Here is a 23345-nt window from a genome sequence, read left to right on the forward strand (position 1 = left end):
CTAGGCGTCGCGGCGGCGCAGCACGGCGTAGCCCGCCGCCAGCGCCGCCGCCGCCCAGGCCAGCAGCCAGGCCAGGCCCTCCCCCGCCGAGTACGGGATGGGCCCGCCGGTCAGGTTGTCCACGCTGTCCATGAACGCCAGCCCGGCGAACGTCGGCATGCGCAGCGAGGCGTCCAGCGCCGCCTGGCTCCCGGTCATCAGCAGCACCAGGGGCAGGCCCAGGAGCAGCATGAACACCACGGTCAGCGTGCCCGCCGCGCTGCGCATCGCGGCCCCGGCGCCCAGCGTCATCACCGCCACCAGGGCGAAGAACGCGCCCGCGCCCGCGACGTCCCGCACGGCCGCCCCGAACGGCAGCACGACGAGCCCCCCGAACGCGTCGGCCTGCAGCACCACGTAGACCGCCGCCGTCGCCAGCGCCCCCGACAGCACCCCGGCGGCGAACATCACCGGCGCCAGCACCAGCGCCTTGGCGGCCAGCACGAGCCCGCGCACCGGCGTGGCCTGCAGCGTGACCCTGATGCCGCCCGAGGAGTACTCCGACGTGATCGCCAGCATGGCCAGGGCGACGAGCGCGAACTGCACGAACGACGTGGCCGACACCACGGACTCGCTCGCCGTCACCCGCACGCCGGGCACCCGCTCGCGCACCGCGTCGGTGGCCGCCGCCGCGGCCAGGGCCACGGCGGTCAGCACCATGAGCGCCGCCGCGCCGGCCAGGCACCACCACGTGGACCGGACCGACCACAACTTGCCCCACTCGGCCCGTGCCGCCTGCCACAACGCCGCCGTCACGCGCCCGCCTCCGTCGTCCCGTACTCCACGCTGCTCTCCGTCAGCTCCTGATAGGCCTGCTCCAGGGACGCCTCCCGGGTGCGCAGCCCGTGCAGCCTGATCCCGGCCTCGTAGGCCAGGTCGCCCACCCGCTCGACGGGCGCGCCGGTGGCGACGACCTCGTTCTCGGCGACGCGCTCGGCGGCGATCCCGGCGGCACGCAGGCGTCCGGCCAGCTCCCCTGCGTACGGGGTGCGGGCCAGCACGGCCGTCAGCGAGCTGCGCCCGATGACCTCGGCCAGGGGCGCGTCGGCGATCAGCCGGCCCTTGCCGATCACCACCAGGTGGTCGGCCGTGAGCTGCATCTCGCTCATCAGATGGCTGGAGACGAACACCGTGCGGCCCTCGGCGGCCAGCGACCGCATGAGCCGGCGCACCCACCGCACGCCGTCGGGGTCGAGCCCGTTGACGGGCTCGTCGAACAGCAGCACCTGCGGGTCGCCGAGCAGCGCGGCGGCGATGCCGAGCCGCTGGCTCATGCCGAGCGAGAGCGCCCCGGCCCGGCGGTTCGCCGCGCCGGCCATGCCGACGCTCTCCAGCACCTCGGCCACCCGCCGCACGGGGATGCCGTTGCTGCGGGCCAGCGCGGTCAGGTGCGCCCGCCCGCTGCGCCCGGGGTGCAGCGCCCGCGCGTCGAGCAGCGCGCCGACCGTCCGCAGCGGGTTCCTGATCCGGTGGTACGGCACGCCGCCGACGAGCGCCGTGCCCGCCGAGGGCCGGTCGAGCCCGAGGACGAGCCGCATCGTGGTGGACTTCCCGGCGCCGTTGGGCCCGAGGAACCCGGTCACCGCGCCGGGTCTCAGCTCCAGCGACAGGTCGTCCACCGCCGTCCGGTCGCCGTACCGCTTGGTCAAACCCTTCAGACTGATCACGAGGGTCAACGCTAGGCAGCCGGGAGGCGGGCCACCATGGGGCCCGGCCACCGACCTCGATGGCGGAAAACCGGAACAGAGCAGGTCGCGGCGCCGGCCGGGCGGGGCGGCCGCGCCCAAACAAGACGGTGCCGTTGCCCCGCGTTGACGTGCGGCTCACTACGGTTGCCGAGCATGACCGAAGACAAGAGCCGGAACCGGCGGCGGATCAGCATCGACGAAGCGGGCCTGGAGAAGCGCAGGTCCGCGATCCAGGCGCTCATGGAGCAGCCGCCGTCACCGGCGTCCGAGCAGGTGGGCGTCTTCGCCGAGGCGAACGCCCAGGGCGCGACACAGGCCGACCTCGGCTGATCCCGCCCGGCGCGGCCCCGGGTTCGACAAAGCGGCGGCGCGCCGCGCCGCCGCTCCCGGGTCCGGGATGTCACGCTCGCCGGGAACGAGGAGTACCGCCATGAGCGAAGCCGCACAAGGGCCCGAGGCGCATCCTCTCGTCAAGGAGCGCGTCGCCGCGACGGAGGAGGAGGCCGGGGAGCTGTTCGCCGAGTTCCGCGACCGCTACGAGGAGCTCTTCGGCTGCCCGCTCCCCGACGTCTGGTACGACCACCGCACCGTCACGCTGACCCGCCGCGTGGTGAGCGAGCGCGCCGGGCTGCTCACCACCCGCCGCGACGGGAACCAGGTCGAGCTGCTCTCCCCGTCGGGCGAACCGCTGGTGGGCGCCAACATGATCGCCTCGCCCGCGCTGGAGTTCGTGGCCCGCACCGGCGCCATCTACGTGCGGGAGCTGCCCGGCGGCCTGACCGGGGAGGAGCGGGTCGCCCTGGCCGAGGTGCTGGTCGAGCAGCGGATCCTCAAGCTGAGCGGCTAGCGGCGGCGTGACCTACGCCTCCCTGCGGGCGGGGCGGGGGCCCAACGCGCTCGTCGTCGAGGCGCTGGGCGTGCTCGGCGGCATGCGCGGGCGTGCGCTGGACATCGGCGCGGGCCCGCTCAACGACACCCGTTTCCTGCTGGAGCTGGGCTTCTCGGTCGAGGCCGTGGACACCGACCCCTGCACCCTCGCGCTGGCGGCGGCATGGCGGCACCCGCGGCTGCGGGTCGTGCACGCCGACGTCCGTGACGTGCCGGTCGCGGGCGGCGTGCTGTGCTGCACGTTCTTCGGTCCGGAGGACGCCTGGGCGGGGCGGCCGGGGCGCACGTTCCTGCGTGCCCCCGAGGCCGGCGCGCTGTTCCCCGGGCTGGAGCCGGTCGTCCTGCGCGAGGACCGCTACGACGGCACCGACGCCAGGGACCAGCCCAAACACTGGCACGTGGTGCGCTGCGTCTTCCGCAGGCCAGCCGGGTCAGCCTGACGTCAGGCCCGCCGGGTCAGCCTGACGTCGCGAGGGTCAGGAAACCCTCCTCGACCAGGCGGCGTACCAGGGCAAGGCCGTCCTCCCCCGGCAGACCGGCCGCCGTGAAGGGCTCGCCGTCCGCCGTGCGCTGGAAGGCCGCCTCGTGCCGGGCCGGGAGGCTGAGCCGTTTGCCGTGGAAGGCGAGGACCAGCGTGCCGGCGTCCCGTCTGCTCTCCCAGCGCAGGCCGGGGCGGCGCCGGACGGCGGTGCCGGCGTCGAGGCGGGCCAGGCCCGCGAGGTCGAGCAGGTGGCCGCCCAGCCGGTCGCCCTCGGCGAGCAACGCCATGTCCACCGCGTCGTCGGCCAGCCTCTCGGGGGTGAGGGCGGTTCCCAGGCGGGCGGTCAGCTCCCGGATGCGCTCCCGTGCGGCGGCCCGGCCGCCGGTCGTCCGGGCGAAGCCGAAGGGCAGCGGCTCCTGGCAGGCGGGGTCGGCGGAGACGGCCGCCTCGCACCCGGCCAGCAGCACGTCGGCCCAGGTCAGGGGATGGACGCCGACGCTCAGGTGCAGGGACGCGCCCTGCGCCGAGGCGGCCTCGTGCGGCAGGCCGCGCGGCAGGTAGAGCAGGTCACCTTCGCACAGGTCGAACTCGTGGCAGGCGCCCTCGTGGATCCGCCAGCGTTTGGCCCCGGCCACCTGCAGCACGAACACGTCGTGGGAGTCGTGGTGGACGCCGAAGCCGCGCGCCCGCGGCGGTGTGAGGTAGGCGTTGACCCGGCACTCCGCGCTGAACTCGCCCGCCAGACGCCGGCACAGCTCCCGCAGCGGCGGCCACCGTTCGTGCACCGAGGGCATGATCAGGGTCGAGCCGTCGCGGTAGCGGGCGTAGAGGTCCTCCAGCCCGGCCGCGCCGCCGTCGGCGTGGCCGTCGCGGACCACGCGCACGGCCCCGGCGTGCCGGCCGGAGCCGGACAGCAGCTCGTCGAAGCGGGCCAGCGAGAACAGCTCGCGGTAGTGGCCGGGCGACCGCCTGCGCAGCAGGAGATGCCGCCGCCCCTGGTGGTCCCGCAGGAACTGCTCGCGGGAGACCGGGCCGAGCAGCCAGTCGGTGGCGGGCGTGACGTCCGCGCCGTCCCGCTCGTCGATCATCATCTCCGGTCCGTACCCGTGGCGTCCGCGCGCCACGCCCCGGGCCGCACAGAGGCGGCCCGGGGGCGGCCCGGGAGGCCCAGGGGCGCGGTCAGTCGGTGCCGAGCTCCATCGCGGCGCGGTCGAGCAGCTCGTCGTCCTCGGAGACCTCGCCGCGCGAGGCGATGGCCTCCGCGCCGCCCTGCGGCATCGCGCCGATGAGGCCGGTCGAGGCCGCCTGGGCGGCGCCGATGAGCGCCGGGTGGGTGGTGCCGACCATGCCGAGCGTGGCGTACTGCTCCAGCTTGGCGCGCGAGTCGGCGATGTCCAGGTTGCGCATGGTGAGCTGGCCGATGCGGTCGACCGGACCGAACGCGGAGTCCTCCGTGCGCTCCATCGACAGCTTGTCGGGGTGGTAGCTGAAGGCCGGGCCGGTGGTGTCGAGGATCGAGTAGTCCTCGCCGCGGCGCAGCCTCAGGGTGACCTCGCCGGTGATCGCCGTGCCGACCCAGCGCTGCAGCGACTCGCGCAGCATCAGCGCCTGCGGGTCGAGCCAGCGGCCCTCGTACATGAGCCGGCCGAGCCGCCGGCCCTCGTTGTGGTACGTGGCCAGGGTGTCCTCGTTGTGGATGGCGTTGACCAGGCGCTCGTAGGCGGCGTGCAGCAGCGCCATGCCGGGGGCCTCGTAGATGCCGCGGCTCTTGGCCTCGATGATGCGGTTCTCGATCTGGTCGGACATGCCCAGGCCGTGCCGGCCGCCGATCGCGTTGGCCTCCATGACCAGGTCGACCGGGGAGCCGAACTCCTTGCCGTTGATCGTGACCGGGCGGCCCTGGTCGAAGCCGATGGCGACGTCCTCGGTGATGATCTCGACCTCGGGGTCCCAGAAGCGCACACCCATGATCGGCTCGACGGTCTCGATGCCGGTGTCGAGGTGTTCGAGGGTCTTGGCCTCGTGGGTGGCGCCCCAGATGTTGGCGTCGGTCGAGTACGCCTTCTCGGTGCTGTCGCGGTAGGGCAGCCCGTGGGCGAGCAGCCACTCCGACATCTCCTTGCGCCCGCCGAGCTCGGAGACGAAGTCGGCGTCGAGCCAGGGCTTGTAGATGCGCAGGTGGGGGTTGGCCAGCAGGCCGTAGCGGTAGAACCGCTCGATGTCGTTGCCCTTGAACGTGGAGCCGTCGCCCCAGATCTGCACCTCGTCCTCGAGCATGGCCCGCACCAGCAGGGTCCCGGTGACGGCGCGGCCGAGCGGCGTGGTGTTGAAGTAGGCCCGGCCGCCCGAGCGGATGTGGAACGCGCCGCAGGTGAGCGCAGCCAGGCCCTCCTCGACCAGCGCGGCGCGGCAGTCGACCAGGCGCGCGAGCTCGGCCCCGTAGGCCAGCGCGCGGCTGGGCACCGAGGCGATGTCGGGCTCGTCGTACTGGCCGATGTCAGCGGTGTAGGTGCACGGGACGGCGCCCTTGTCGCGCATCCACGCGACGGCCACCGAGGTGTCGAGACCGCCGGAGAAGGCGATGCCGACCCGCTCGCCGGTGGGCAGGGAGGTGAGAACCTTGGACATAGAAGAAGATTATGCATTGCAACGCATGAACATGCAAAGCCACCCCCTCATCCGGGTGCGGGCCGGGATTCCCGGCGGAGGGTGGACAACCGGGCGAGGACGTGATCTGACGGAGTGAGGACCGCCGACGATCACGAACAGGAGCACCGGGACATGAGCGACAAGCCGCGACTGCACTCAGCCGGCCCCACCCACCTGGACCGCGCCCGCGACCTGCGCCCGCTGATCGAGAGCGAGGCGGCCGAGGCCGAGGCGCTGGGCAGGCTGACCGAGCCCGTCGTGGCCGCCCTGCACGAGGCCGGGCTGTTCGGCATCTGGCTGCCCGCCCCGCTGGGCGGCTCGGAGCTGTCACCGTCGGAGCTGCTCGCCCTGTTCGAGGAGCTGACCTACGCCGACGCCTCGACCGGCTGGGTGATCATGGCCACCACCCTGGAGAACGGCACGGCGGGCGCCTACCTGGGCGACGACGCCGTCGAGCAGATCTTCGGCGGCCCCCGCACGCCGCTGTTCGCGGGCCAGGGCACCCGGCCGGGCACCGCCGTGCGCGAGGACGGCGGCTTCCGGCTGACCGGCCGATGGAGCTTCGCCTCGGCCATGCCGCACGCCCAGTACGTGCACAGCCTGGGCGTCGTGGAGGGCACCGGCGAGGAGCGCATCTTCATCACCCCGGTCGAGGACGCCAAGCTGCTCGGCAACTGGGACGTCCTGGGCCTGCGTGCGACCGGCAGCCTCGACTACGCCATCGACGGCGCCTTCGTGCCGGAGTCGCGCACGCACCTGTTCGCCCAGCGGGAGCCGCTGCGCGGCGGCGCGATCTACCGGCTCGGCCTGCTGGACCAGGCGCTGATCGCCCACTCCGGCTGGGCGCTCGGCCTCGGCCGCCGCCTGCTGGACGAGCTGGGCCGGCACGTCGCGGCCCGCGCCGGACGTCCGGGGCAGCTCGCCGTCAGCGACGCCTTCCACACCGGCTTCGCCCGCGCCGAGGCGGCCCTGCGGGCGGCGCGCGCCCTGGTCCGCGAGACGTGGGACGACGCCGAACGCACCCTGGACGCGGGCGGCCCGCTGTCCACCCGCCAGGAGACGATGGTGCGGCTCGCGCTCAACCACGCCACCTCGACGCTCACCGAGGTGGCCGGGTTCGCCTACGCCTCGGGCGGCACGACGGCGCTGCGCGACGGCCTGCTCCAGCGCCTGTTCCGGGACGCGCACGCCGGCGCCCAGCACATCACCTCGGGCCCGCAGGCGCTGCGGGAGTGCGGACGCGAGCTGGCGGGGCTGGCCCGGGGCGAGGAATGGACGCTCTTCAGCCTGGAGCCCTGACCCGAAGCCCCGCCCTGCCCCGAAGCCCCGAGCCCCGCCGCGGGACGTCGGGGCCGCCTCCCGGAGGTCAGTGCTGCCGGGAGACCTGGGCGGTGTGCAGGGCGTCCGCGGTGGCGATCTTGTGGTTGCGGGCCGCCCGCTCGATCACCTCGGCCTCGGCGTCGCCCTCGATCAGGCTCAGCAGGTGGTCGTGCTCCTCCACCGACTTGCGCGCCCGCCCCGGCACGTACGTGAAGCTGGAGCGGCGCATGTGGTCGAGCCGCGCCCACTCCGACTCCAGCAGGGCGTTGAGGTGCTCGTCGGGGCAGTGGCGGTAGAGCGAGAAGTGGAACTCGCGGTTGAGCGCGGTGAAGGAGGTGGGGTCGAACTCCTCCAGCGCCTCCTTCATCCGCTCGTTGATCTCGCGCGACTCCTGGATCTTGGCCGCGTCCATGTGCGGCGCGCAGATGGCCGTGGCGTAGCCCTCCAGCCGGGCCAGCACGTTGAGGGTGTGCTCGACCTGCACCGAGTCGAAGACGGCTACCCGGGCGCCGATGTTGCGCACGACCTCGACCAGCCCGTCGGACTGCAGCCTGCGCACGGCCTCGCGCAGCGGGATCGTGCTGACGCCGGTCTCCCGGGCGAGCTGGTCCATGACCAGCCGGTAGCCGGGGCCGTACGTGCCGTCGAGGATGCGGGCCCGCAGCAGGTCGTAGCTGATCTCGGCCTTGGAGCCCTTGGGCCGCTTGGCCTGGGCCGGTTTTCTCGTGCTGCTCACCATCACCTCTGCAGGACCTTCATGATGGCGTCGCGGAAGCCCGCGCCCGCCGGCGCTTCGACGCGACCGCCCGGAGCCCTCACCGGCTCCGCCCCCGAGGTCACCTCGACGATACGCTGGACGCCCGCTGTCATCCCCTCATCTTGCCCGACCACGAGCACGGACGGCGCCTGGTCCCCCGCGCGGGCGGCCGGTCCGCGCAGGGGGCCGGAGGGGCGAGGGCCGGGCCACCGGGAGAACAGCCCCGCCATCCAGAACCTCCGTCTGTCCTATTTCACATATGATTTCAGATCTTATCGTACGCGGGCACGGGGAAGTCCACGACCACCTGCCCAGTTCCCGTCGAGCCGAAGTACGGGCACAACTGCTCACCCCGCCCCTTGTACGACCGCCACCCCAGCAGCCCGAACAACATCGCCGTGTCCGCCATCGCGCCCTCCCCCGCGCAGCGCACGTTGTAGTCGGGCAACATGTCCAGGAACTCGCCGATGCGCCCTTCGGCCCACATGTCCAGCACGGCCATGTCGATCTTCCGGTTGAGCGGGCTGCTGACCTCGTTGAGCAGCGACTCGGCGGTCTCGTTCGAGGGGAAGGCGTGCGAGAGCGAGCCGCTGGCCAGGAAGGCGACCCGGCGGTCGCTCTGCTGGATGCCGCGCAGCAGCGCCTCGCCGATGCGCCGGTTCTCGTCGATCGAGGAGTAGATGTTGCAGCCGATCGGCAACACCCGCACGGCGGAGTCCTCGTTCATGAAGTGCATCGGCACCAGCGTCGCGTACTCCAGGCCCAGGTCGCGGTAGGTGTGCACGAGCGCCTTCTGCCCGCCGGCGGCGATCTCGGCGCGGATCAGCTCGGCCAGCTCGGGGTCGCCCGGGTAGTCGTAGTCCAGGTCGTGGATGAAGTGCGGCAGCTCGTGGCTGGCGTAGGAGTCGCGGTGGCGCTCCTTGCCGTTGAGGTGGAAGCCGATGCTGTTCATCCAGTGGGTGTCGGCGATCAGGTACGTGTCCACCCCCAGCTCCCGCGCCCGCCTGCCGACCTCGGTGAGAGCCAGCTCGGCGGGCCGGCGGATGCCGAAGTGCCGGCCCGGCTGGATCGACAGCCAGATCGACGGCACATGCGTGATCTTGGCTGCCAGGACGAGCTCTCCCATCACACCCTCCCCAGGTGCGTCCAGACGCCCTTGACCTCGGTGTAGGCGTCGATGGCGTACGGGCCCATCTCCCTCCCCCACCCGCTGGCCTTGTAGCCGCCCCACGTGGTGGCGGCGTCGGGCACATGGATCATGTTGATGAACACGGCTCCCGCCCGGATCCGGGCGGCCAGGCGGTGGGCGGTCGACAGGTCGTTGGTCCAGATGGAGGCGGCCAGGCCGTACTCCAGTCCGTTGGCGCGGCCGATGATCTCGTCGGGGTCGTCGTAGGCCAGCACCGGGATGACGGGCCCGAACACCTCCTCGCGGGCCACGGCCATGGTGTCGGTCACCTCGGCGAACACGGTCGGGCGGTAGAAGAAGCCGGGGCCGTCGGCGCGCCTGCCGCCGGTGACGAGTTGCGCGCCATCGTACAGCGCGCTGCGGACGTGGGCGTCCACGGCCATCAGGTGGTCCTCGCTGATCAGCGGGCCGAGGTCGGTGGCCGGGTCGAGGCCGGGTCCGACCTTGAGCGCGTCGGCCGCGGCGGCCATCTTCGAGGCGAACTCGTCGACGCGCTTGCGGTCGACGTAGAAGCGCGAGTACGCGGCGCAGACCTGGCCGCTGTTGAACAGCGCGCCCTGGACGTTGCCCGCCACCGCGGCGTCGATGTCGGCGTCGGCCGCGATGATGCTCGGCGTCTTGCCGCCGAGCTCCAGCGTCAGACGCTTGAGGTTGTCCGCGCCGGCGTGCACGAGCGAGCGGCCGACCGACGTCGAGCCGGTGAAGGAGATCTTGTCCACGCCCGCGTGCCCGGCCAGCGCCGCGCCGGTCTCCGGGCCGCCGGTCAGCAGGTTCACCACGCCGGGCGGGAAACCGGCCAGCGCCATCAGCTCCACCAGCCGGACCGTGGTCAGCGGGGTCTGCTCGGCGGGCTTGACGATCACCGTGTTGCCGCAGGCCAGGGCGGGGGCGAGCTTCCAGGCGGCGATCATCAGCGGGAAGTTCCACGGGGTGATGAGCGCGCACACGCCGACCGGCTCGCGCCGGGTGTAGTGCAGGGTGTCGGGGTACGAGACGGGCAACACCGAGCCCTCAATTTTCGTACACCATCCTGCGAAATATCGGAAATGTTCGGCGGTGCCGGGCACGGTCACGTTCCGCGCCACCGCCAGCGGCTGGCCGTTGTCCCTGGTCTCCAGCTCGGCCAGCTCGTCGGCGTGCTCCTCCACCAGGTCGGCCACTTTCCACAGCAGCCTCGCGCGGGCGGCGGCGGGCATCTCGGCCCAGGCCGGGTCGTCCAGCGCGGCCCGGGCCGCCGCCACCGCGCGGTCCACGTCGGCGGGGCCCGCCTCGGCGCACTCGGTGATCACGGTGGCCTCGGCCGGGTCCAGCGTGGCGAACGTCGCGCCGTCCGCGGCCGGGCCCCAGGCGCCGCCGATGTACAGGCCGGTCATGAGCCGATCTCCTCTCGCACCATGTCCGCGCACCGCTCGCCGATCATGATGGCGGGCGCGTTCGTGTTCCCTGACGTGACGGCGGGCATCACCGAGGCGTCGGCGACGCGCAGCCCGTCGATGCCGTGGACTCTGAGCCGCTGGTCCACGACGGTTCCCATGGCGCAGGTCCCGACCTGATGGTGGTAGGTCACCAAGGTCCTCTCTATGTGCTCGGACAGTTCACGGTCACCGGGGTAGAGCTCCGCGCCCGCCCATTCCCGCAGGGCGGCGGCGTGGGCCAGCTCCCGGCACAGCTCGACGGCCGCGCGCATGCACGCGCGGTCGGCGGCCGCCTCCAGGTAGGCGGGGTCGATGTGCAGCGGGGCGTCGGGGTCGGCCGAGGTCAGCGCCAGGTGGCCCCTGCTCTCCGGCCGGACGATCCCGGCCATGAGCGTGAAGGCGTCCGGCGGGCCGGTCATGCCCTCGTCGTACAGGGGGACGTGGAAGAACAGCGGCTGCACGTCGGGGCCGGGCAGGCCGGGGCGGCTGCGCCAGAAGAGCTGGCTGTGCATCGGCTGCAGGCCGGGCATCGCGGGCGGCACGGGCCGGCGGGCGGCCACGATCACCGGGACGAGCGCGTGGTCGTGCAGGTTGCGCCCGACGCCGGGCAGGTCCTCCACCGCCTTGATGCCGTGCCGGCGCAGCTCGGCCGCGTCGCCGAGGCCGCTCAGCAGGAGCAGGCGCGGCGACTCAACGGTCCCGGCGCTGAGCACGACCTGGCGGGCGGCCCCGACCTGGTGCAGGCGGCCGTCCTGGCGGTACTCCACGCCCACGCACCGCCGCCCGCGCAGGAGCAGCCGGCGGGCGCGGGCCCCGGTGCGGATCTCCAGGACGGGGCGGTCGCAGCGCGGGCGCAGGTAGGCGTCGGCCGTGCTGTGCCTGCGGCCGTGCCGGATCGTGAGCTGGCAGAACCCGGCGCCGTCGGGACGCTCGCCGTTGCAGTCGGCGTTGAACGGCATGCCCTGCTCCACGGCGGCGGCCACGATCGCCGCGTTGACCTGGTGCGGCGCGTAGTCCGCGATCACCCGTACGGGCCCGCCGACGCCGTGGTAGTCGCCGGGCCCGCGGTCGAAGTCCTCCAGCCGCTTGAAGTACGGCAACACCTCGGGGTACGACCAGCCGGGCCCCCAGGCGTCGTAGTCGGCCGGCGCGCCCCTGACGAAGATCATGCCGTTGAGCGAGGACGAGCCGCCCAGCACCTTCCCGCGCGGCCAGTGCGGACGCCGCCCGCCCAGCCGTCGCTGCGGCGCCACCCGGTAGTCGTAGTCCTCGGGGCCGCCCCACAGCCGGAACACCCCGCCGGGGTCGTGGATGTCGGGGTTGACGTCGGGGCCGCCCGCCTCCAGCAGCAGCACGCGCAGCGCCTCGTCGTCGGCCAGCCGGCGGGCCACCGCGGCGCCCGCCGAGCCCGCGCCGACCACGACGACGTCAAAGGTCTCCATCGCCCGCTCCCAGATAGGCCGAACGCAGCCGGCCGCGCAGCTCGTCCGGCGTGCCGCGCAGGACGACCCGGCCCCGGTCCAGCACGTGCACGCGGGTGGCCAGCTCCAGGGCGAGCCGGGTGTACTGCTCGATGAGCAGCACCCCGGCGCCGGCCTCGGCCAGCGCGGCCAGGGCGGGGACGAGCCTGGACACCACGGCGGGGGCCAGGCCGAAGGACAGCTCGTCCACCAGCAGGTAGCGCGGCCCGCCGGTGACGGCCTGGGCCAGGGCGAGCATCTGCTGCTGGCCGCCGGACAGCGTGCCGGCCCGCCGGTCGCGCAGCGCGGCCAGCTCCGGGAAGGCGGCCAGGGCCGGTCCGGGGTCGGGCCCGGCCACCCGCAGGTTGTCGGCCACGCTCAGCGAGCGCAGCACCCGGTGGCCCTCGGGGACGGCGGCCACGCCCAGCGCCCGGACGCGTTCGGGGCGCAGCCCGGTCAGCGCGTCGCCGTCGGCGGTGACCGCGCCCGCCTCGACCGGCAGCAGCCCGGCCACGGCGAGCACGAGCGTGCTCTTGCCCGCGCCGTTCGCGCCGAGGAGCGCGGTGATCTCGCCGGGCGGCACGTCGAGCGTCACGTCGTGCAGCACCTCGCGCCCGCCCCTGCGCACGCGCAGGTCGCGCACCTCCAGGCTCACGGCGCCTCCCCCAGGTAGGCGGCGCGCACCCGCTCGTCGGCCAGCACCGCCGCGGTCGGTCCGGCGGCGACCAGGCGGCCGAAGTCCAGCACGGCCGTGGTCGCGCAGACCTCGCCGACCAGGGCCACGTCGTGCTCGATGAGCACCACGAGCGCCCCGAACTTGTCCGGCACGGCCGTCACCACCTCGGCCAGCGACCGCGACTCCGCCTCCGACAGCCCGGCGGCCGGCTCGTCGAGCAGCACGATCCTGGGCGTGCCGACCAGGGCGCGGGCCAGTTCGAGCCGCCGCCGTTCCGGCAGCGTCAGCTCGCCCGCCGGGCGTCCGGGGTCGCTCAGGCCGCAGAAGGCGAGCAGGCCCTCGTCCGGGCCGCCCAGGTGGTCGGCGGCCAGGCGCAGGTTGCCGGCCGCGCTCAGCTCGGCGACCACCTGCTCCTGCTGGAACGTGCGGCGCAGCCCCCACCTGGCCCGCCGGTGCGGCGCGAGCGCCAGCAGGTCGGCGCCGCCGGCCGTGACCCGCCCGGAGACCGGCCGCACGAAGCCGGACAGCACGTTGAACAGGGTGGTCTTGCCCGCGCCGTTGGGCCCGATGAGCCCGCACAGGCCGGAGTCGAAGGTCAGGGTGACGCCGTCCAATGGGCGCACGCCGCCGAAGCGCACCCGCAGGTCCTCGATCTCCAGCCTCATGCGGGCCGCCGCAGGTCCTCTAGCTGCCCGCCGATGCCGCGCGGCGCGGTGACCAGGGCGTGCACGGTGCCCGCGCCGAAGACGACGAGCATGAGGTTGCCGTCGAGCCCGGCGGCGTCGAGCGCGGCCGGCACGACCTGGCCGACCACGCCGGACAGCACCACACCGGTCAGCCCGTACGCGCCGCCGACCAGGACGACGGCGAACAGCAGCACCGAGTCCGAGGCCCGGAACGAGATCGGGTCCAGCCGCCCGGTGTTGGCGGCCAGCAGCGCCCCGGCGGTCCCGGTGACGAACGCCGCCAGCGCGAACGCCCACACCTTGTACCTGGTCAGGGCCACGCCGACAGCCAGCGCGCCGGCCTCGCCGCTCCTGATCGCCGCCCACGCCCGGCCCGGCCGCCCGCGCTGGTGCAGCACGACGAGGACGAGCGCGAGCACCGCGCACAGGACGGCGAACCGGAAGAACCCGGCGTCGGAGGACGCCATCGAGGGGCGTGGCATGGCCTGCTGCGTCCCGCTGCCCGCCACCCGGCCGAGGAACCCGGGCCCGCCGTCGGGGAACCCGGTCGCCGAGAACGCCACCTGGAACGCCCCGCCGGCCATGAGCGTCACCAGGGCCAGGTCCACGCCGGACAGGCGCAGCGCGGGCAGCCCGTACACGATGCCGACCAGGCAGGTGACCGCCCCGGCCGCCAGCACGACCAGCGGGAACGGCCACCCGGTGGCGAACGCCAGCCGCAGCGCCACCCAGCCGCCGACGCCGAGCAGCGCCACCTGGCCGAGCGAGACCAGCCCGAGCCGGGCGTACAGCAGGGCGATGCCCGCGGCGGGGATGACGAAGATGACCGCGGAGGTGAGCACCCGCACCCAGTAGCCGTCCACGGCCAGGGGCACGAGCACCGCCAGCGCCGCCGCCCCGGCGGCCAGCCCGAGCACCACGCGCAGCACCGAGCGCGCGTCGCCGGGCGGCAGCGGCCGGGTCCGCGCCGACGGCGCGGGCTCGGCGGGACGCACCTCGACCGTGCCGCCGCGCCTGGCCCGCGCCCCTGTGCGCTGCAGCCACAGGATCGCCGCGACGGCCACCGCGAACGGCGCCACCGACCGGTACGGCGCGGTCTGCTCCCACGCCCCGCCCAGGGCCTCGGCCAGCCCGATCGCCAGCCCGGCCGCCAGCGTGACCGGCAGCGACCGGAAGCGGCCGACCACGCCCGCCGCCAGCGAGGCGATCACCAGGAAGGTCAGGGTGCCCGCCTCCAGCCGGGTCAGCGAGCCGAGCACCAGCCCGGTCAGCCCGGCCACCGCGCCGCCCGCGGCCCAGGTGACGGTCTCGACCCGCCGGATGGGCACGCCGAGCAGCGCGCTGATCTCGCGGTCGTCGGCCAGCGCGCGCATGGCGGTGCCGAAGCCGGTCCGGCGCAGCAGCACGGCGGTCCCGGCGGTCAGCGCCACGGCCAGCGCCAGCGCGAGCGCCTGGGTGAGCGTGACCCGCGCGCCGCCCACGTCGAACCCGGCCGTGTCGGTCGGCAGGGTGAGCGTGCGCGGGTCGTCGCTCCACGTCCAGTAGCACAGGCCGAGCAGCACGAGCGCGAGGCCGAGCGTGCACACCGCCTTGACCAGCGGGTCGCGGGCGGCGACGAGCGGGCCGACCAGTCCGCCGTACAGGCCGGACAGCAGCGCCGACAGCAGCGGCGCGGCCGCCAGCGCGAGGGCGACCGGCCAGCCGTCCTGCAGGAGCTGCCAGGACAGCAGCGCGCCGATCGCGCCGATCGCGCCGTAGGCCAGGTTGAGCACGCCCGTGGCGCGGTAGAGCACGACGATGCCCACGCCCGACAGCGCGTAGACGGCGCCGAGGGCGAGCCCGCTGATGACGAACGGCAGCATCAGCCGGTCAGCCCCAACTGCTTCTCCTCCCGCAGGATCGGCGCGAGGTCGGGGTCCTGGGTCGGCGTGCAGTCCTTGATCTTCGACCAGCCGCCGCCCTTCATCGTGACGTAGCGGGTGTCGTGGTTGGCGTTGTGGCGGGCGGCGCGGCCGAAGTACCAGGGGGCGCAGAGCAGGTCGCTGCGGAAGCCCTTGACCTGCGACAGGGCCCGGCTCACCGAGGCGCGGTCGATCGTCCCGCCGGTCCTGGCCAGGGTGTCGACGAAGATCTTGGCGGCCAGGAAGCCGCCCTGGGAGAAGGAGTCGCGGGGGGCCTTGTCGTCGGCGTACTCGTCCATGACGCGGCGCCAGAGCTTGTTGTCCGGGGTGCCGGCGTCGAGCATGGTGAACTCGGAGTTGGACACGAAGCCCTCCCAGTAGCTGCCGACCTGGCCGGGGAAGGTGGTGTCGTAGCAGGGCGTCAGGCAGACGAAGGTGACCTTGTCCTTGAGTCCCTGCGCCTGGGCGGCCTTGAGGATGGCGGCGTCGTCGGGGGCGGGGTCCTGGAGGATGATCGCGTCCGGGCGGCCCCGCATGGCCTCCAGCAGCACGGCGGTGGCGTCCTTGACGCCGGGGTCGTGCAGCACGTCGCCGGCCGAGGTCAGGCCCTTGGTCCTGAGGTAGGCGCGCACGCCGTCCTGGGTCCAGTCGCCGACGCCGGGCACCCGGTTGCTGATCTGGGCGACCCTTCTGGCGCCCTTGACCTCGACGGCGTACTGGGCGGCGGCCACGGCGCTGACCCTGGGGCCGGCGTTGACCGGGGCGATGCGCGGCGACTCGAAGCACGCCCTCGGCACGCCGACCGCGAGCACGTCGAACAGCCCGTTCTGCTCCCAGATCGGGCCGGAGACGCCGCAGGCGACGAAGCTGGAGCCGCCGACCAGGGCGACCAGGTCCCGGTTGCCGGCGAGCTTGGTGGCCAGGGCCGAGGCCTTCTGCGGGTTGAGGCCGTCGTCCTCGACCAGGTACTCGACCGGACGGCCGCCGATGCCGCCGCCGGCGTTGACGCAGTCGAAGTACGCCTTGGCCGCCTTGGTGGCCGAGCTGAAGTCGATGCCGCCGCTGGCGGTGACGATCGCGCCCACGGTGATCGGGGTCCCGGTGGCGGGCTTCCCCGTGCCGCAGGCCGTCCTGGCGGCGCTGCCGTCCTGGCCGGTCCCGCAGGCGGAGACCACCAGAGCTATCGCGGCCCACCACACCAGGCGTCGTGGACATCGCATACGCATCCTCCTCGAAGCGCCGTGCGTCCTGCCCCGATGGACAAATCATGTACGACATCAGATATTTCTGTCCATAGGTTCCCCATGTATCATCGACGATGTCCTATACGATTTGACGGGGTTGCGAGGGGCCTACCGCTGGGCCTTCCACCTGGGAAATCATCGTGGCGGGGCGGAGGAGGAGTGCCATGAGACGGCGGTCCGGCCGCACGTCCGACAGGGGATCGATCGCACCCGTGGCCGGGGCCGCCGTTCCAGTGCAAGGAGATCGCCCGTTGAACCTGGAGCACTACATCGACGGGGCCCACGTGCCCAGCGTGTCCGGCCAGACGTTCACCTCGCTGGAACCCGCGACCAACCGCCCCGCGCTGACCGTCGCCTCCGGGGACGCCGAGGACGTCGACCTGGCCGTGCGCGCAGCGCACAGGGCGTTCACCGACGGGCCGTGGCCGCGGCTGCCGGGCGAGGAGCGGGCGGCGGTGCTGCGCGGGATCGCGGCGGCCATCGAGGCGCGCGACGAGCGCATCGCCGAGCTGGAGTGCGGCGACACCGGGCTGCCGATCACCCAGGCCAGGGGCCAGGCCCGGCGGGCGGCGCACAACTTCCGCTTCTTCGCCGACGTCATCAGCAGCCTGGGCGAGGACGTCTTCCGCGTCGGCTCGGCCCAGCTCAACTACGTCGTGCGCAAGCCGGTCGGCGTGGCCGGGCTGATCACGCCGTGGAACACGCCGTTCATGCTGGAGACCTGGAAGCTCGCGCCCGCCCTGGCGGCCGGCTGCCCGGTGGTGCTCAAGCCGGCCGAGTGGTCGCCGCTCTCGGCCAGCCTGCTGCCGGAGATCATGGAGGAGGGCGGGCTGCCGACCGGCGTGTTCAACCTCGTCCACGGCATCGGCGAGCGGGCCGGGGCGGCGCTGGTGGCCCACCCCGACGTGCCGGTGATCTCCTTCACCGGCGAGACCACGACCGGCCAGACGATCATGCGCGACGCCGCCACCGGACTCAAGACGTTGTCGATGGAGCTGGGCGGCAAGTCCCCGCTGCTCGTCTTCGACGACGCCGACCTGGACCGGGCGCTCGACGCAGCCGTGTTCGGCGTCTTCTCGCTCAACGGCGAGCGCTGCACGGCCAGCTCGCGGGTGCTCGTCCAGGACACCGTCTACGAGGAGTTCGTGGCCCGGCTCGCCGAGCGCGCCGCGCGGGTGCGCGTCGGGCCGCCGCACGACCTGGCGACCGAGCTGGGCGCGCTCATCCACCCCGAGCACTACGAGCGGGTCCTGTCGTACGTGCGGGCCGGCGTCGCGGAGGGCGCCCGCCTGGTGGCCGGCGGCGGCCGCCCGGACGGCCTGCCCGAGGGCAACTTCCTGGCCGCCACGGTCTTCGCCGACGTGACGCCCGCGATGCGCATCTTCCAGGAGGAGATCTTCGGCCCGGTCGTCTGCGTCACCCCCTTCGCCACCGAGAAGGAGGCCCTGGAGCTGGCCAACGCCACCCGGTACGGCCTGGCCGCCTACGTGTGGACCAGCGACCTGCGCCGCGCCCACCGCCTGGCCCAGTCCGTCGAGGCCGGCATGCTCTGGATCAACTCCCACAACATCCGCGACCTGCGCACGCCCTTCGGCGGCGTGAAGGCCAGCGGCCTGGGCAGGGAGGGCGGCCGATACAGCATCGACGTCTACACCGAGGCGCACATCGTGCACGTCGCCACCGAGGACCTGCCGATCCCCCGCTTCGGCCTCGGCTGAACCCGTTCCGCCGCGTCCTGCACTGTGCGCCCAGGCGTAACGTCCGGGCCACCTCGGCGGTCTACCGTGCCCGCATGACGACGCGCAGGTTGTTCGCGAGCGTGCTGGCCGCCCTCCTGGCCGGCGGTACGGTCGCTGTCGTGCTGACCCAGACGCCATCCGCCACGGCCGAGCGCCGCGGCCAGGCCCCCGTCGTGATCGGTCACCGGGGCGCCAGCGCCCACCGGCCCGAGCACACGCTGCTGTCCTACGAGGCGGCCATCGCCATGGGCGCCGACTACATCGAGCCCGACCTCGTCTCCACCAAGGACCACGTGCTGGTCGCCCGGCACGAGAACGAGATCTCCGGCACGACCGACGTGGCCGCCCACCCCCAATTTGCCGATCGGCGCGCCACCAGGACCGTGGACGGCCGGCCGGTCACCGGCTGGTTCACCGAGGACTTCACGCTGGCCGAGCTCAAGACGCTGCGGGCCAAGGAACGCGTGCCCGACCTGCGGCCGGACAACACCGCCTTCGACGGGCTGGCCGAGATCCCCACGTTCGAGGAGGTCGTCCGGCTCGCGCAGCGGCACGGCGTCGGGGTCTATCCCGAGACCAAGCATCCGACGTACTTCGACTCGATCGGCCTGTCGCTGGAGGAGCCGCTGCTGGAGGTGCTGAACCGGTACCACGTGCGCAAGGCGTACATCCAGTCCTTCGAGACGGCGAACCTGCGCGAGCTGCGCGGACGGACGCGGCTGCCGCTCATCCAGCTCATCACCTCGGGCGGCGCGCCCTACGACTGGGTCGCCTCCGGCAGCACGCGCACCTACGACGACATGGTGACCCCCGACGGGCTGCGCGAGGTGGCCCGGTACGCCGCCGGGATCGGCGTGGACACCCGCCGCGTGGTCCCGGTGGACGCCTCGGGCGCGACGCTGCCCCCGACCACGCTGGTCCAGGACGCCCACCGCAGGCGGCTGGAGGTGCACGTGTGGACGATCCGCAACGAGAACTCCCAGCTGCCCGCCGACCACCGCAGGGGCGACCCGGCCAGCCCGGTCTACGGGCGGGCCACCGGCGACGTGGCCGGCTGGCTGAGCAGGCTCATCGAGCTGGGCATCGACGGCGCGTTCTGCGACGACCCGGCGATGGGCCGCGCGGTGGTCACCGGGCGCCCCTCCTGACCGGGCGCGCACCCGAAACGGCAGGCCCCTCCTGACCGGGGCGCACACGAAACGGCGGGCCCCCGTGCCGGGGACCCGCCGCGTGTGCGCCGCTGGGGACGCCTCAGGTACGGCGCCAGCGGGACTCGCCGAAGCAGTAGCCCGCGAACAGCAGCAGCCCGAGGGCCACCAGCGCGAGCAGCCACGGCCCCACCGGCGTGTCGGCGAAGCGCCGCAGGGTGGCGTCGATGCCGCCCGCCTTGTCGGGGTCGAAGGTGACCGCCGCGTAGCCGACGAAGACGCCGGCGCCGCCGGTGATCACGCCGCGGGCGATGTAGCCGGCCTGGCCGAGCCGTTCCATCACCTTGCGGGCCTTGGGCGACATGCGGCCGAGGTCGAGCTCGCGCTCGAACTTCTTGGTGATGCCCTCGTGGATCCAGTAGATGCCGAGGGCGACGATGCCGAGCCCGATCAGGCCGACGATGACCTGGCCGCCGGGCAGGTCGAGCAGCTTGCTCGTCAGGTTCTGCGACTGCTTGTCGTCGGACTTGGCCTGACCGGCCAGCAGCACGCTCAGCAGGGTCACGCAGATCAGGACGTACACGCCGGTGCGGAAGGCCGACTGCACGCGGTCACTCGCCTTGCGGTGACTGAACAGCGCCTCCGACGCCTGCCACAGCGCCAGCCCGGCGAAGCCGACCGTCATGATCCACAGCAGCACCTGGCCGAAGGGCAGTCCGGCGATGGTGGTGATGGCTCCCGACTTGTCGGCCTGGCGCGAGCCGTCGCCGAAGGCGATCTGCAACGCCAGCACGCCGATCAGCGCGTACAGCACGCCGCGGCAGGCCAGCCCGATGCGGGCCAGCGTGGTCATCGCCGGGCTGTCAGCTGCTCTGCGGGCCGCGTTCTTGGCCTCGCGGCCCGCGTCCATGGCTTCGCGGCCCGCGCTCTGTGCGGTGCTCACCGTTCCTCCTGGGGGTTTGCGGAAGAACTCCCCTTTGCCCGGGAAACGGCGTTCTAGGCGTCGCCGATCAGTCGAAGGCGAGGGTGGGCAGGTCAACGGCGGTGGCGCCGCCGTCGGCCACGACCACGCTGCCGGTCATGACGGCGCTGTCCGGCGAGGCGAGGAACAGGCAGATCGCGGCGATCTCGTCGGCGGTGGCCGGGCGGCGCAGCGGCACGTCCTTGGTGACCAGCTCGTACGCCGCGTCGCGGGTGATGCCGTCCCGGCCGACCAGCACGTCCATCTCCTCGTCGGCCATCGGCGTGCGCACCCAGCCGGGGCACAGGCAGTTGGCCCGGACGCCCTGGGGCCCGTAGTCGCGGGCGATCGAGCGGGTCAGGCCGATGAGCGCGTGTTTCGTAGTGACATATCCGGACACAGCCGGACCGGCGGCCAGGCCCGCGATCGACGACACGACCACGATCGCCCCCTTCGACCGCACCAGCGCCGGCAGCGCCTCCCGGCAGGTCACGAAGCAGGTGTTGAGGTTGGCGTCGAGGCTGAGCCGCCAGGACGCGTCGTCGGTCTCGCCGACCGGCCCGCCCCCGTGGCCGCCCGCGTTGGCCACCACCACGTCGAGCCCGCCGAAGCGGCCCAGGCACGCCTCGACCGCCGCCCGCGCCTGGACGGTGTCGGACATGTCCGCGCAGGCCACGGCCGCCGCGTCGCCGAGGTCCGCGGCCACCTCGGCCAGCGGCCCGGGACGGCGGCCGGTCAGCATGACCGAGGCGCCCTCGGCGGCGAACCTGCGGGCGGTCGCCGCGCCGATGCCGGTGCCCGCCCCGGTGATCAGCGCGACCTTTCCCTTGAGCCTCATCGCCTACTCCTTTACAACGGGAAGCTATATGATTTCATAGACGAATTCGTGGAGGAAGGAGCGGCCATGACCGATCGCCCTGCCGGTTGGAAGAACATGGATGATTTCGCGCCCGGGATCGCCACGAACCGCCTTCCGGCCACCTACGCGCTCGCGGGCACCGAGGTGGACCTGACCTTCGACGACGGCAGCAAGACGTCCCTGGCCTTCGCCGGTCGTTACAAGGTGCACGCCGACGGCGGCCCCGCCGAGCCGTACGAGGCCGTGGCCATGCGCGAGGACCTGTTCTACGTCGGCCGCGCGCACGCCGAGCGGCCCCGCGAGTACACGGTCACCGTCCTGCACACCAGCACGGGCCGGGCGCTGCGCGTGGTCTCGGTCATCGCGCCCGAGCCGGTGCCGGGGCAGCCGCGGGTGTCGCAGACGTTCACGCCCGGCGTGATCGAGGGCCGGGAGGTCACCGGCGAGCCGCCCGCGCCGACCCGCGAGCTGATCGGCCGCCGGGCCCTGTACCGCTACAGCCCGGAGCACCTCTACGAGCACGTCTACCTCAGCTCCGAGCGCTACGCCTGGCAGTGCCTGGCCGGCGCGCAGCGCGGCCACGGCGACGTCGATCTCGCCGCCGCCTGGAAGATCGCCGACGGCCTGTACGTGTTCACCTTCCGCGAGTTCCGCATCCCGGTCGCGGCCACCTGGCTCTACGACTGGACCGCCCTGCGCACGGTCGGCACCTTCTTCGGTCTGTCGGGCGAGGGCGAGATCCACCACTCCCCCGGCGGCGCGCACATCGAGCCGCTGGGTCAGGTCACCTATCCGGCCGGTGAGGAACCGGTCTGAGGAGAAACACAGATGAGCGACAATCTCGACGCCGTACGCGCCTCCTACGCGGCCTCGGCGGCCGGCGACGTGAACGGCATCGTGTCCCTGCTGGGCCCGCAGGCCCGGTGGACGGAGATGGCCGGCTTCCCGTACGCGGGCACGTACGTGGGGCCGCAGCAGGTGCTGTCGGAGGTGTTCGCCAAGCTGGGCAGCGAGTGGGACGGCTACCAGGCCGAGCCGGAGGAGTTCGTGGACGGCGGCGACGTGGTCGTCGTGATCGGCCACTACAGCGGCACCTACCGCGCCACCGGCAAGTCGATGAAGGTGCGCTTCACCCACGTCTGGCACCTGGCGGACGGCGTGGCCACCAGGTTCGAGCAGTTCACCGACACGGCCCTGGTCCGGGAGGCGCTCGTCCCATGATCCCGTCGCGCGGCCGGATGAGGGCCGGCCGCGCGACGTCCTCAGCCGGTCAGCTCGCCCACGCGCCGCATGACCTCGCGGCAGAAGGCGCCCACGCCGTCCGGGTCGTCGATGAACTGCGACGGCTTGATGCAGAACGTGGTGTAGCCCTCGGCCATCCGGGCCGGGATGTGCTCCAGGGCGGGGCCGAGCGGCGCGCAGGAGACGGCGTCGGGGAAGACGGCCCGCGTGCCGCCGGCCAGCTCCAGCTCGCCGATGTCACGACCGGCCGCCTTCATGCCGTCGGCCAGCGCCTTCATGTCCTCGGCGGGCGGGTAGCCGAGCGGGTTGAACCCGCTGCCCCAGCGGGCCATCCGGCGCAGCAGGTGGCCGCTCGTCCGCGCGCCGCCGAACCAGAGCGCCGGCCCGCTCTCCCGGTAGGCCTTCGGCTCGAAGTACACCTCGTCGAACCGGTAGTGCCGGCCGTGGTAGGTGACCGGCGAGTCCCGCCAGAGCAGCTCCCAGATCTCCAGGTGCTCGTCGAGGAGCTCACCGCGCCGTTCGAAGGGCACGCCGAGCGCGGCGTACTCGTCGCGGCTCCAGCTCACGGTGGGCAGCACGACGAGCCGGCCCTGCGACAGCAGGTCGAGCGTGCCGAGCTCGCGGGCCAGCGCCAGCGGGTGGCGCAGCGGGGCGAGCACCGCGGCGGCGGCCAGGCGCAGCCGGGTGGTGACCGAGGCGACGGCCGCCAGCAGGCCCAGCGAGTACGGCCACGGCGTGAACGGGTCCTGGTTGCCGGGCAGCGCGTACTCGCGGGGGTTGGCCATGCGGCCCCGGGCGCCGGCGTCGGGGCCGAGCACCATGTGTTCGCTGATCATGACCGAGTCGAACCCGGCGTCCTCGGCCTCACGCGCCCACCGGACCAGCACCGGCAGGTCGCGGGCCGAGGTCATCGTCCAGTTCTCGGACAGCACGAGTTGCATGCGCGGTTGCTTCATCTTGCATTCATACCCGAACGATCTTCAGCAAGCTAGCTCTTGAACCA

Annotated in this window: 23 protein-coding genes; 8 read left to right on the top strand and 15 right to left on the bottom strand. The window is 73.4% G+C overall.

Features of this window, described 5'->3' with window-relative positions; translation table 11 throughout:
• Together ABZ459_RS29460 and ABZ459_RS29465 are read right to left on the bottom strand one after the other, a co-directional pair.
• Window positions 1-795 carry an ABC transporter permease subunit gene (locus ABZ459_RS29460; protein ID WP_357976908.1) on the bottom strand — a complete coding sequence of 265 codons (795 nt, stop codon included), beginning with the start codon at window positions 793-795 and terminating at the stop codon, window positions 1-3.
• On the bottom strand, window positions 792-1706 hold the full coding sequence (locus ABZ459_RS29465; RefSeq protein ID WP_357976911.1) for an ATP-binding cassette domain-containing protein: 915 nt from the start codon (window positions 1704-1706) through the stop codon (window positions 792-794). Before ABZ459_RS29465 ends, ABZ459_RS29460 begins: the two co-directional genes overlap by 4 nt.
• 174 nt (window positions 1707-1880) lie before the next feature.
• Between ABZ459_RS29465 and ABZ459_RS29470 the strand changes: the two genes are divergently transcribed.
• From ABZ459_RS29470 to ABZ459_RS29480, 3 genes are all read left to right on the top strand, one after another.
• Window positions 1881-2057: a hypothetical protein gene (locus ABZ459_RS29470; RefSeq protein WP_357976914.1), complete on the top strand. Its 177-nt coding sequence runs from the start codon at window positions 1881-1883 to the stop codon at window positions 2055-2057.
• Between the two features lie 100 nt (window positions 2058-2157).
• Window positions 2158-2574, top strand: coding sequence for a hypothetical protein (locus tag ABZ459_RS29475; RefSeq protein ID WP_357976917.1), 417 nt, complete (start codon window positions 2158-2160; stop codon window positions 2572-2574).
• Window positions 2575-2581: 7 nt separating this feature from the next.
• Window positions 2582-3055 carry a class I SAM-dependent methyltransferase gene (locus tag ABZ459_RS29480; protein WP_357976919.1) on the top strand — a complete coding sequence of 158 codons (474 nt, stop codon included), beginning with the start codon at window positions 2582-2584 and terminating at the stop codon, window positions 3053-3055.
• 16 nt (window positions 3056-3071) lie between these two features.
• Here ABZ459_RS29480 and ABZ459_RS29485 read toward each other — a convergent pair whose 3' ends face one another.
• Entirely contained in the window at window positions 3072-4187 is a 1116-nt protein-coding gene (locus ABZ459_RS29485; protein ID WP_357976922.1) for a cupin domain-containing protein, read from the bottom strand.
• A gap of 88 nt (window positions 4188-4275) precedes the next feature.
• Window positions 4276-5724: an argininosuccinate synthase gene (argG, locus tag ABZ459_RS29490; RefSeq protein ID WP_357976925.1), complete on the bottom strand. Its 1449-nt coding sequence runs from the start codon at window positions 5722-5724 to the stop codon at window positions 4276-4278.
• 153 nt (window positions 5725-5877) lie between these two features.
• Here argG and ABZ459_RS29495 point away from each other — a divergent pair, with 153 nt between their 5' ends.
• Window positions 5878-7044: an acyl-CoA dehydrogenase family protein gene (locus ABZ459_RS29495; protein WP_357976928.1), complete on the top strand. Its 1167-nt coding sequence runs from the start codon at window positions 5878-5880 to the stop codon at window positions 7042-7044.
• Window positions 7045-7111: 67 nt separating this feature from the next.
• Here the strand turns inward: ABZ459_RS29495 and ABZ459_RS29500 are convergent, their stop codons facing one another.
• The 8 genes from ABZ459_RS29500 to ABZ459_RS29535 all read right to left on the bottom strand — a co-directional run bounded on the left by ABZ459_RS29500 (window position 7112) and on the right by ABZ459_RS29535 (window position 16369).
• Window positions 7112-7804 carry a GntR family transcriptional regulator gene (locus ABZ459_RS29500; protein ID WP_357976931.1) on the bottom strand — a complete coding sequence of 231 codons (693 nt, stop codon included), beginning with the start codon at window positions 7802-7804 and terminating at the stop codon, window positions 7112-7114.
• A 283-nt stretch (window positions 7805-8087) separates the two neighbouring features.
• The gene (gene hpaD, locus ABZ459_RS29505; protein ID WP_357976934.1) at window positions 8088-8948 is read right to left on the bottom strand and encodes a 3,4-dihydroxyphenylacetate 2,3-dioxygenase; all 861 of its coding nucleotides are present in this window, start codon (window positions 8946-8948) and stop codon (window positions 8088-8090) included.
• Window positions 8948-10384 (bottom strand): aldehyde dehydrogenase family protein, encoded by a 1437-nt coding sequence (locus ABZ459_RS29510; protein ID WP_357976937.1) that lies wholly within the window; start codon window positions 10382-10384, stop codon window positions 8948-8950. Before ABZ459_RS29510 ends, hpaD begins: the two co-directional genes overlap by 1 nt.
• The gene (locus tag ABZ459_RS29515) at window positions 10381-11868 is read right to left on the bottom strand and encodes a GMC family oxidoreductase N-terminal domain-containing protein (RefSeq protein ID WP_357976940.1); all 1488 of its coding nucleotides are present in this window, start codon (window positions 11866-11868) and stop codon (window positions 10381-10383) included. Before ABZ459_RS29515 ends, ABZ459_RS29510 begins: the two co-directional genes overlap by 4 nt.
• Window positions 11855-12541 carry an ATP-binding cassette domain-containing protein gene (locus tag ABZ459_RS29520; protein WP_357976943.1) on the bottom strand — a complete coding sequence of 229 codons (687 nt, stop codon included), beginning with the start codon at window positions 12539-12541 and terminating at the stop codon, window positions 11855-11857. The genes ABZ459_RS29515 and ABZ459_RS29520 overlap by 14 nt, the downstream gene beginning before the upstream one ends.
• The gene (locus ABZ459_RS29525; RefSeq protein WP_357976946.1) at window positions 12538-13227 is read right to left on the bottom strand and encodes an ATP-binding cassette domain-containing protein; all 690 of its coding nucleotides are present in this window, start codon (window positions 13225-13227) and stop codon (window positions 12538-12540) included. The genes ABZ459_RS29520 and ABZ459_RS29525 overlap by 4 nt, the downstream gene beginning before the upstream one ends.
• Entirely contained in the window at window positions 13224-15110 is a 1887-nt protein-coding gene (locus ABZ459_RS29530) for an ABC transporter permease (protein ID WP_357976950.1), read from the bottom strand. The genes ABZ459_RS29525 and ABZ459_RS29530 overlap by 4 nt, the downstream gene beginning before the upstream one ends.
• Window positions 15110-16369, bottom strand: a complete 1260-nt coding sequence (locus ABZ459_RS29535) for an ABC transporter substrate-binding protein (RefSeq protein ID WP_357976953.1) — start codon at window positions 16367-16369, stop codon at window positions 15110-15112. The genes ABZ459_RS29530 and ABZ459_RS29535 overlap by 1 nt, the downstream gene beginning before the upstream one ends.
• Window positions 16370-16644: 275 nt before the next feature.
• Here ABZ459_RS29535 and hpaE point away from each other — a divergent pair, with 275 nt between their 5' ends.
• Window positions 16645-18111 carry a 5-carboxymethyl-2-hydroxymuconate semialdehyde dehydrogenase gene (gene hpaE / locus ABZ459_RS29540; protein ID WP_357976956.1) on the top strand — a complete coding sequence of 489 codons (1467 nt, stop codon included), beginning with the start codon at window positions 16645-16647 and terminating at the stop codon, window positions 18109-18111.
• Between the two features lie 74 nt (window positions 18112-18185).
• On the top strand, window positions 18186-19280 hold the full coding sequence (locus ABZ459_RS29545) for a glycerophosphodiester phosphodiesterase (protein ID WP_357976959.1): 1095 nt from the start codon (window positions 18186-18188) through the stop codon (window positions 19278-19280).
• Window positions 19281-19383: 103 nt separating this feature from the next.
• On the opposite strand, the gene ABZ459_RS29550 is transcribed toward ABZ459_RS29545, so the two are convergent.
• Together ABZ459_RS29550 and ABZ459_RS29555 are read right to left on the bottom strand one after the other, a co-directional pair.
• Complete coding sequence (locus ABZ459_RS29550) at window positions 19384-20223, bottom strand: DUF1206 domain-containing protein (RefSeq protein WP_357976962.1); 840 nt, start codon at window positions 20221-20223, stop codon at window positions 19384-19386.
• 67 nt (window positions 20224-20290) lie between these two features.
• On the bottom strand, window positions 20291-21079 hold the full coding sequence (locus ABZ459_RS29555) for an SDR family NAD(P)-dependent oxidoreductase (RefSeq protein WP_357976965.1): 789 nt from the start codon (window positions 21077-21079) through the stop codon (window positions 20291-20293).
• 66 nt (window positions 21080-21145) lie between these two features.
• On the opposite strand from ABZ459_RS29555, the gene ABZ459_RS29560 reads away from it, so the two are divergent.
• Window positions 21146-21916: a MoaF C-terminal domain-containing protein gene (locus ABZ459_RS29560; RefSeq protein WP_357976968.1), complete on the top strand. Its 771-nt coding sequence runs from the start codon at window positions 21146-21148 to the stop codon at window positions 21914-21916.
• Between the two features lie 12 nt (window positions 21917-21928).
• On the top strand, window positions 21929-22321 hold the full coding sequence (locus tag ABZ459_RS29565; protein ID WP_357976971.1) for a nuclear transport factor 2 family protein: 393 nt from the start codon (window positions 21929-21931) through the stop codon (window positions 22319-22321).
• 41 nt (window positions 22322-22362) lie between these two features.
• Here the strand turns inward: ABZ459_RS29565 and ABZ459_RS29570 are convergent, their stop codons facing one another.
• Entirely contained in the window at window positions 22363-23298 is a 936-nt protein-coding gene (locus ABZ459_RS29570) for a TIGR03619 family F420-dependent LLM class oxidoreductase (protein ID WP_357976974.1), read from the bottom strand.
• Between the last annotated feature and the right edge of the window lie 47 nt (window positions 23299-23345).

It is taken from the genome of Nonomuraea sp. NPDC005692, from assembly GCF_040631115.1.
Taxonomy (GTDB): domain Bacteria; phylum Actinomycetota; class Actinomycetes; order Streptosporangiales; family Streptosporangiaceae; genus Nonomuraea.

Bases quoted from the DNA above. Each gene is read 5' to 3' on its own strand.
- ABZ459_RS29525 (WP_357976946.1), bottom strand. From the start codon at position 13,227: ATGAGGCTGGAGATCGAGGACCTGCGGGTGCGCTTCGGCGGCGTGCGC.
- ABZ459_RS29485 (WP_357976922.1), bottom strand. From the start codon at position 4,187: ATGATGATCGACGAGCGGGACGGCGCGGACGTCACGCCCGCCACCGAC.
- ABZ459_RS29570 (WP_357976974.1), bottom strand. From the start codon at position 23,298: ATGAAGCAACCGCGCATGCAACTCGTGCTGTCCGAGAACTGGACGATG.
- ABZ459_RS29535 (WP_357976953.1), bottom strand. From the start codon at position 16,369: ATGCGATGTCCACGACGCCTGGTGTGGTGGGCCGCGATAGCTCTGGTG.
- ABZ459_RS29530 (WP_357976950.1), bottom strand. From the start codon at position 15,110: ATGCTGCCGTTCGTCATCAGCGGGCTCGCCCTCGGCGCCGTCTACGCG.
- hpaD (WP_357976934.1), bottom strand. From the start codon at position 8,948: ATGGGAGAGCTCGTCCTGGCAGCCAAGATCACGCATGTGCCGTCGATC.
- ABZ459_RS29495 (WP_357976928.1), top strand. From the start codon at position 5,878: ATGAGCGACAAGCCGCGACTGCACTCAGCCGGCCCCACCCACCTGGAC.
- ABZ459_RS29515 (WP_357976940.1), bottom strand. From the start codon at position 11,868: ATGGAGACCTTTGACGTCGTCGTGGTCGGCGCGGGCTCGGCGGGCGCC.
- ABZ459_RS29510 (WP_357976937.1), bottom strand. From the start codon at position 10,384: ATGACCGGCCTGTACATCGGCGGCGCCTGGGGCCCGGCCGCGGACGGC.
- ABZ459_RS29545 (WP_357976959.1), top strand. From the start codon at position 18,186: ATGACGACGCGCAGGTTGTTCGCGAGCGTGCTGGCCGCCCTCCTGGCC.
- ABZ459_RS29560 (WP_357976968.1), top strand. From the start codon at position 21,146: ATGACCGATCGCCCTGCCGGTTGGAAGAACATGGATGATTTCGCGCCC.
- argG (WP_357976925.1), bottom strand. From the start codon at position 5,724: ATGTCCAAGGTTCTCACCTCCCTGCCCACCGGCGAGCGGGTCGGCATC.
- ABZ459_RS29555 (WP_357976965.1), bottom strand. From the start codon at position 21,079: ATGAGGCTCAAGGGAAAGGTCGCGCTGATCACCGGGGCGGGCACCGGC.
- ABZ459_RS29565 (WP_357976971.1), top strand. From the start codon at position 21,929: ATGAGCGACAATCTCGACGCCGTACGCGCCTCCTACGCGGCCTCGGCG.
- ABZ459_RS29500 (WP_357976931.1), bottom strand. From the start codon at position 7,804: ATGGTGAGCAGCACGAGAAAACCGGCCCAGGCCAAGCGGCCCAAGGGC.
- ABZ459_RS29470 (WP_357976914.1), top strand. From the start codon at position 1,881: ATGACCGAAGACAAGAGCCGGAACCGGCGGCGGATCAGCATCGACGAA.
- ABZ459_RS29475 (WP_357976917.1), top strand. From the start codon at position 2,158: ATGAGCGAAGCCGCACAAGGGCCCGAGGCGCATCCTCTCGTCAAGGAG.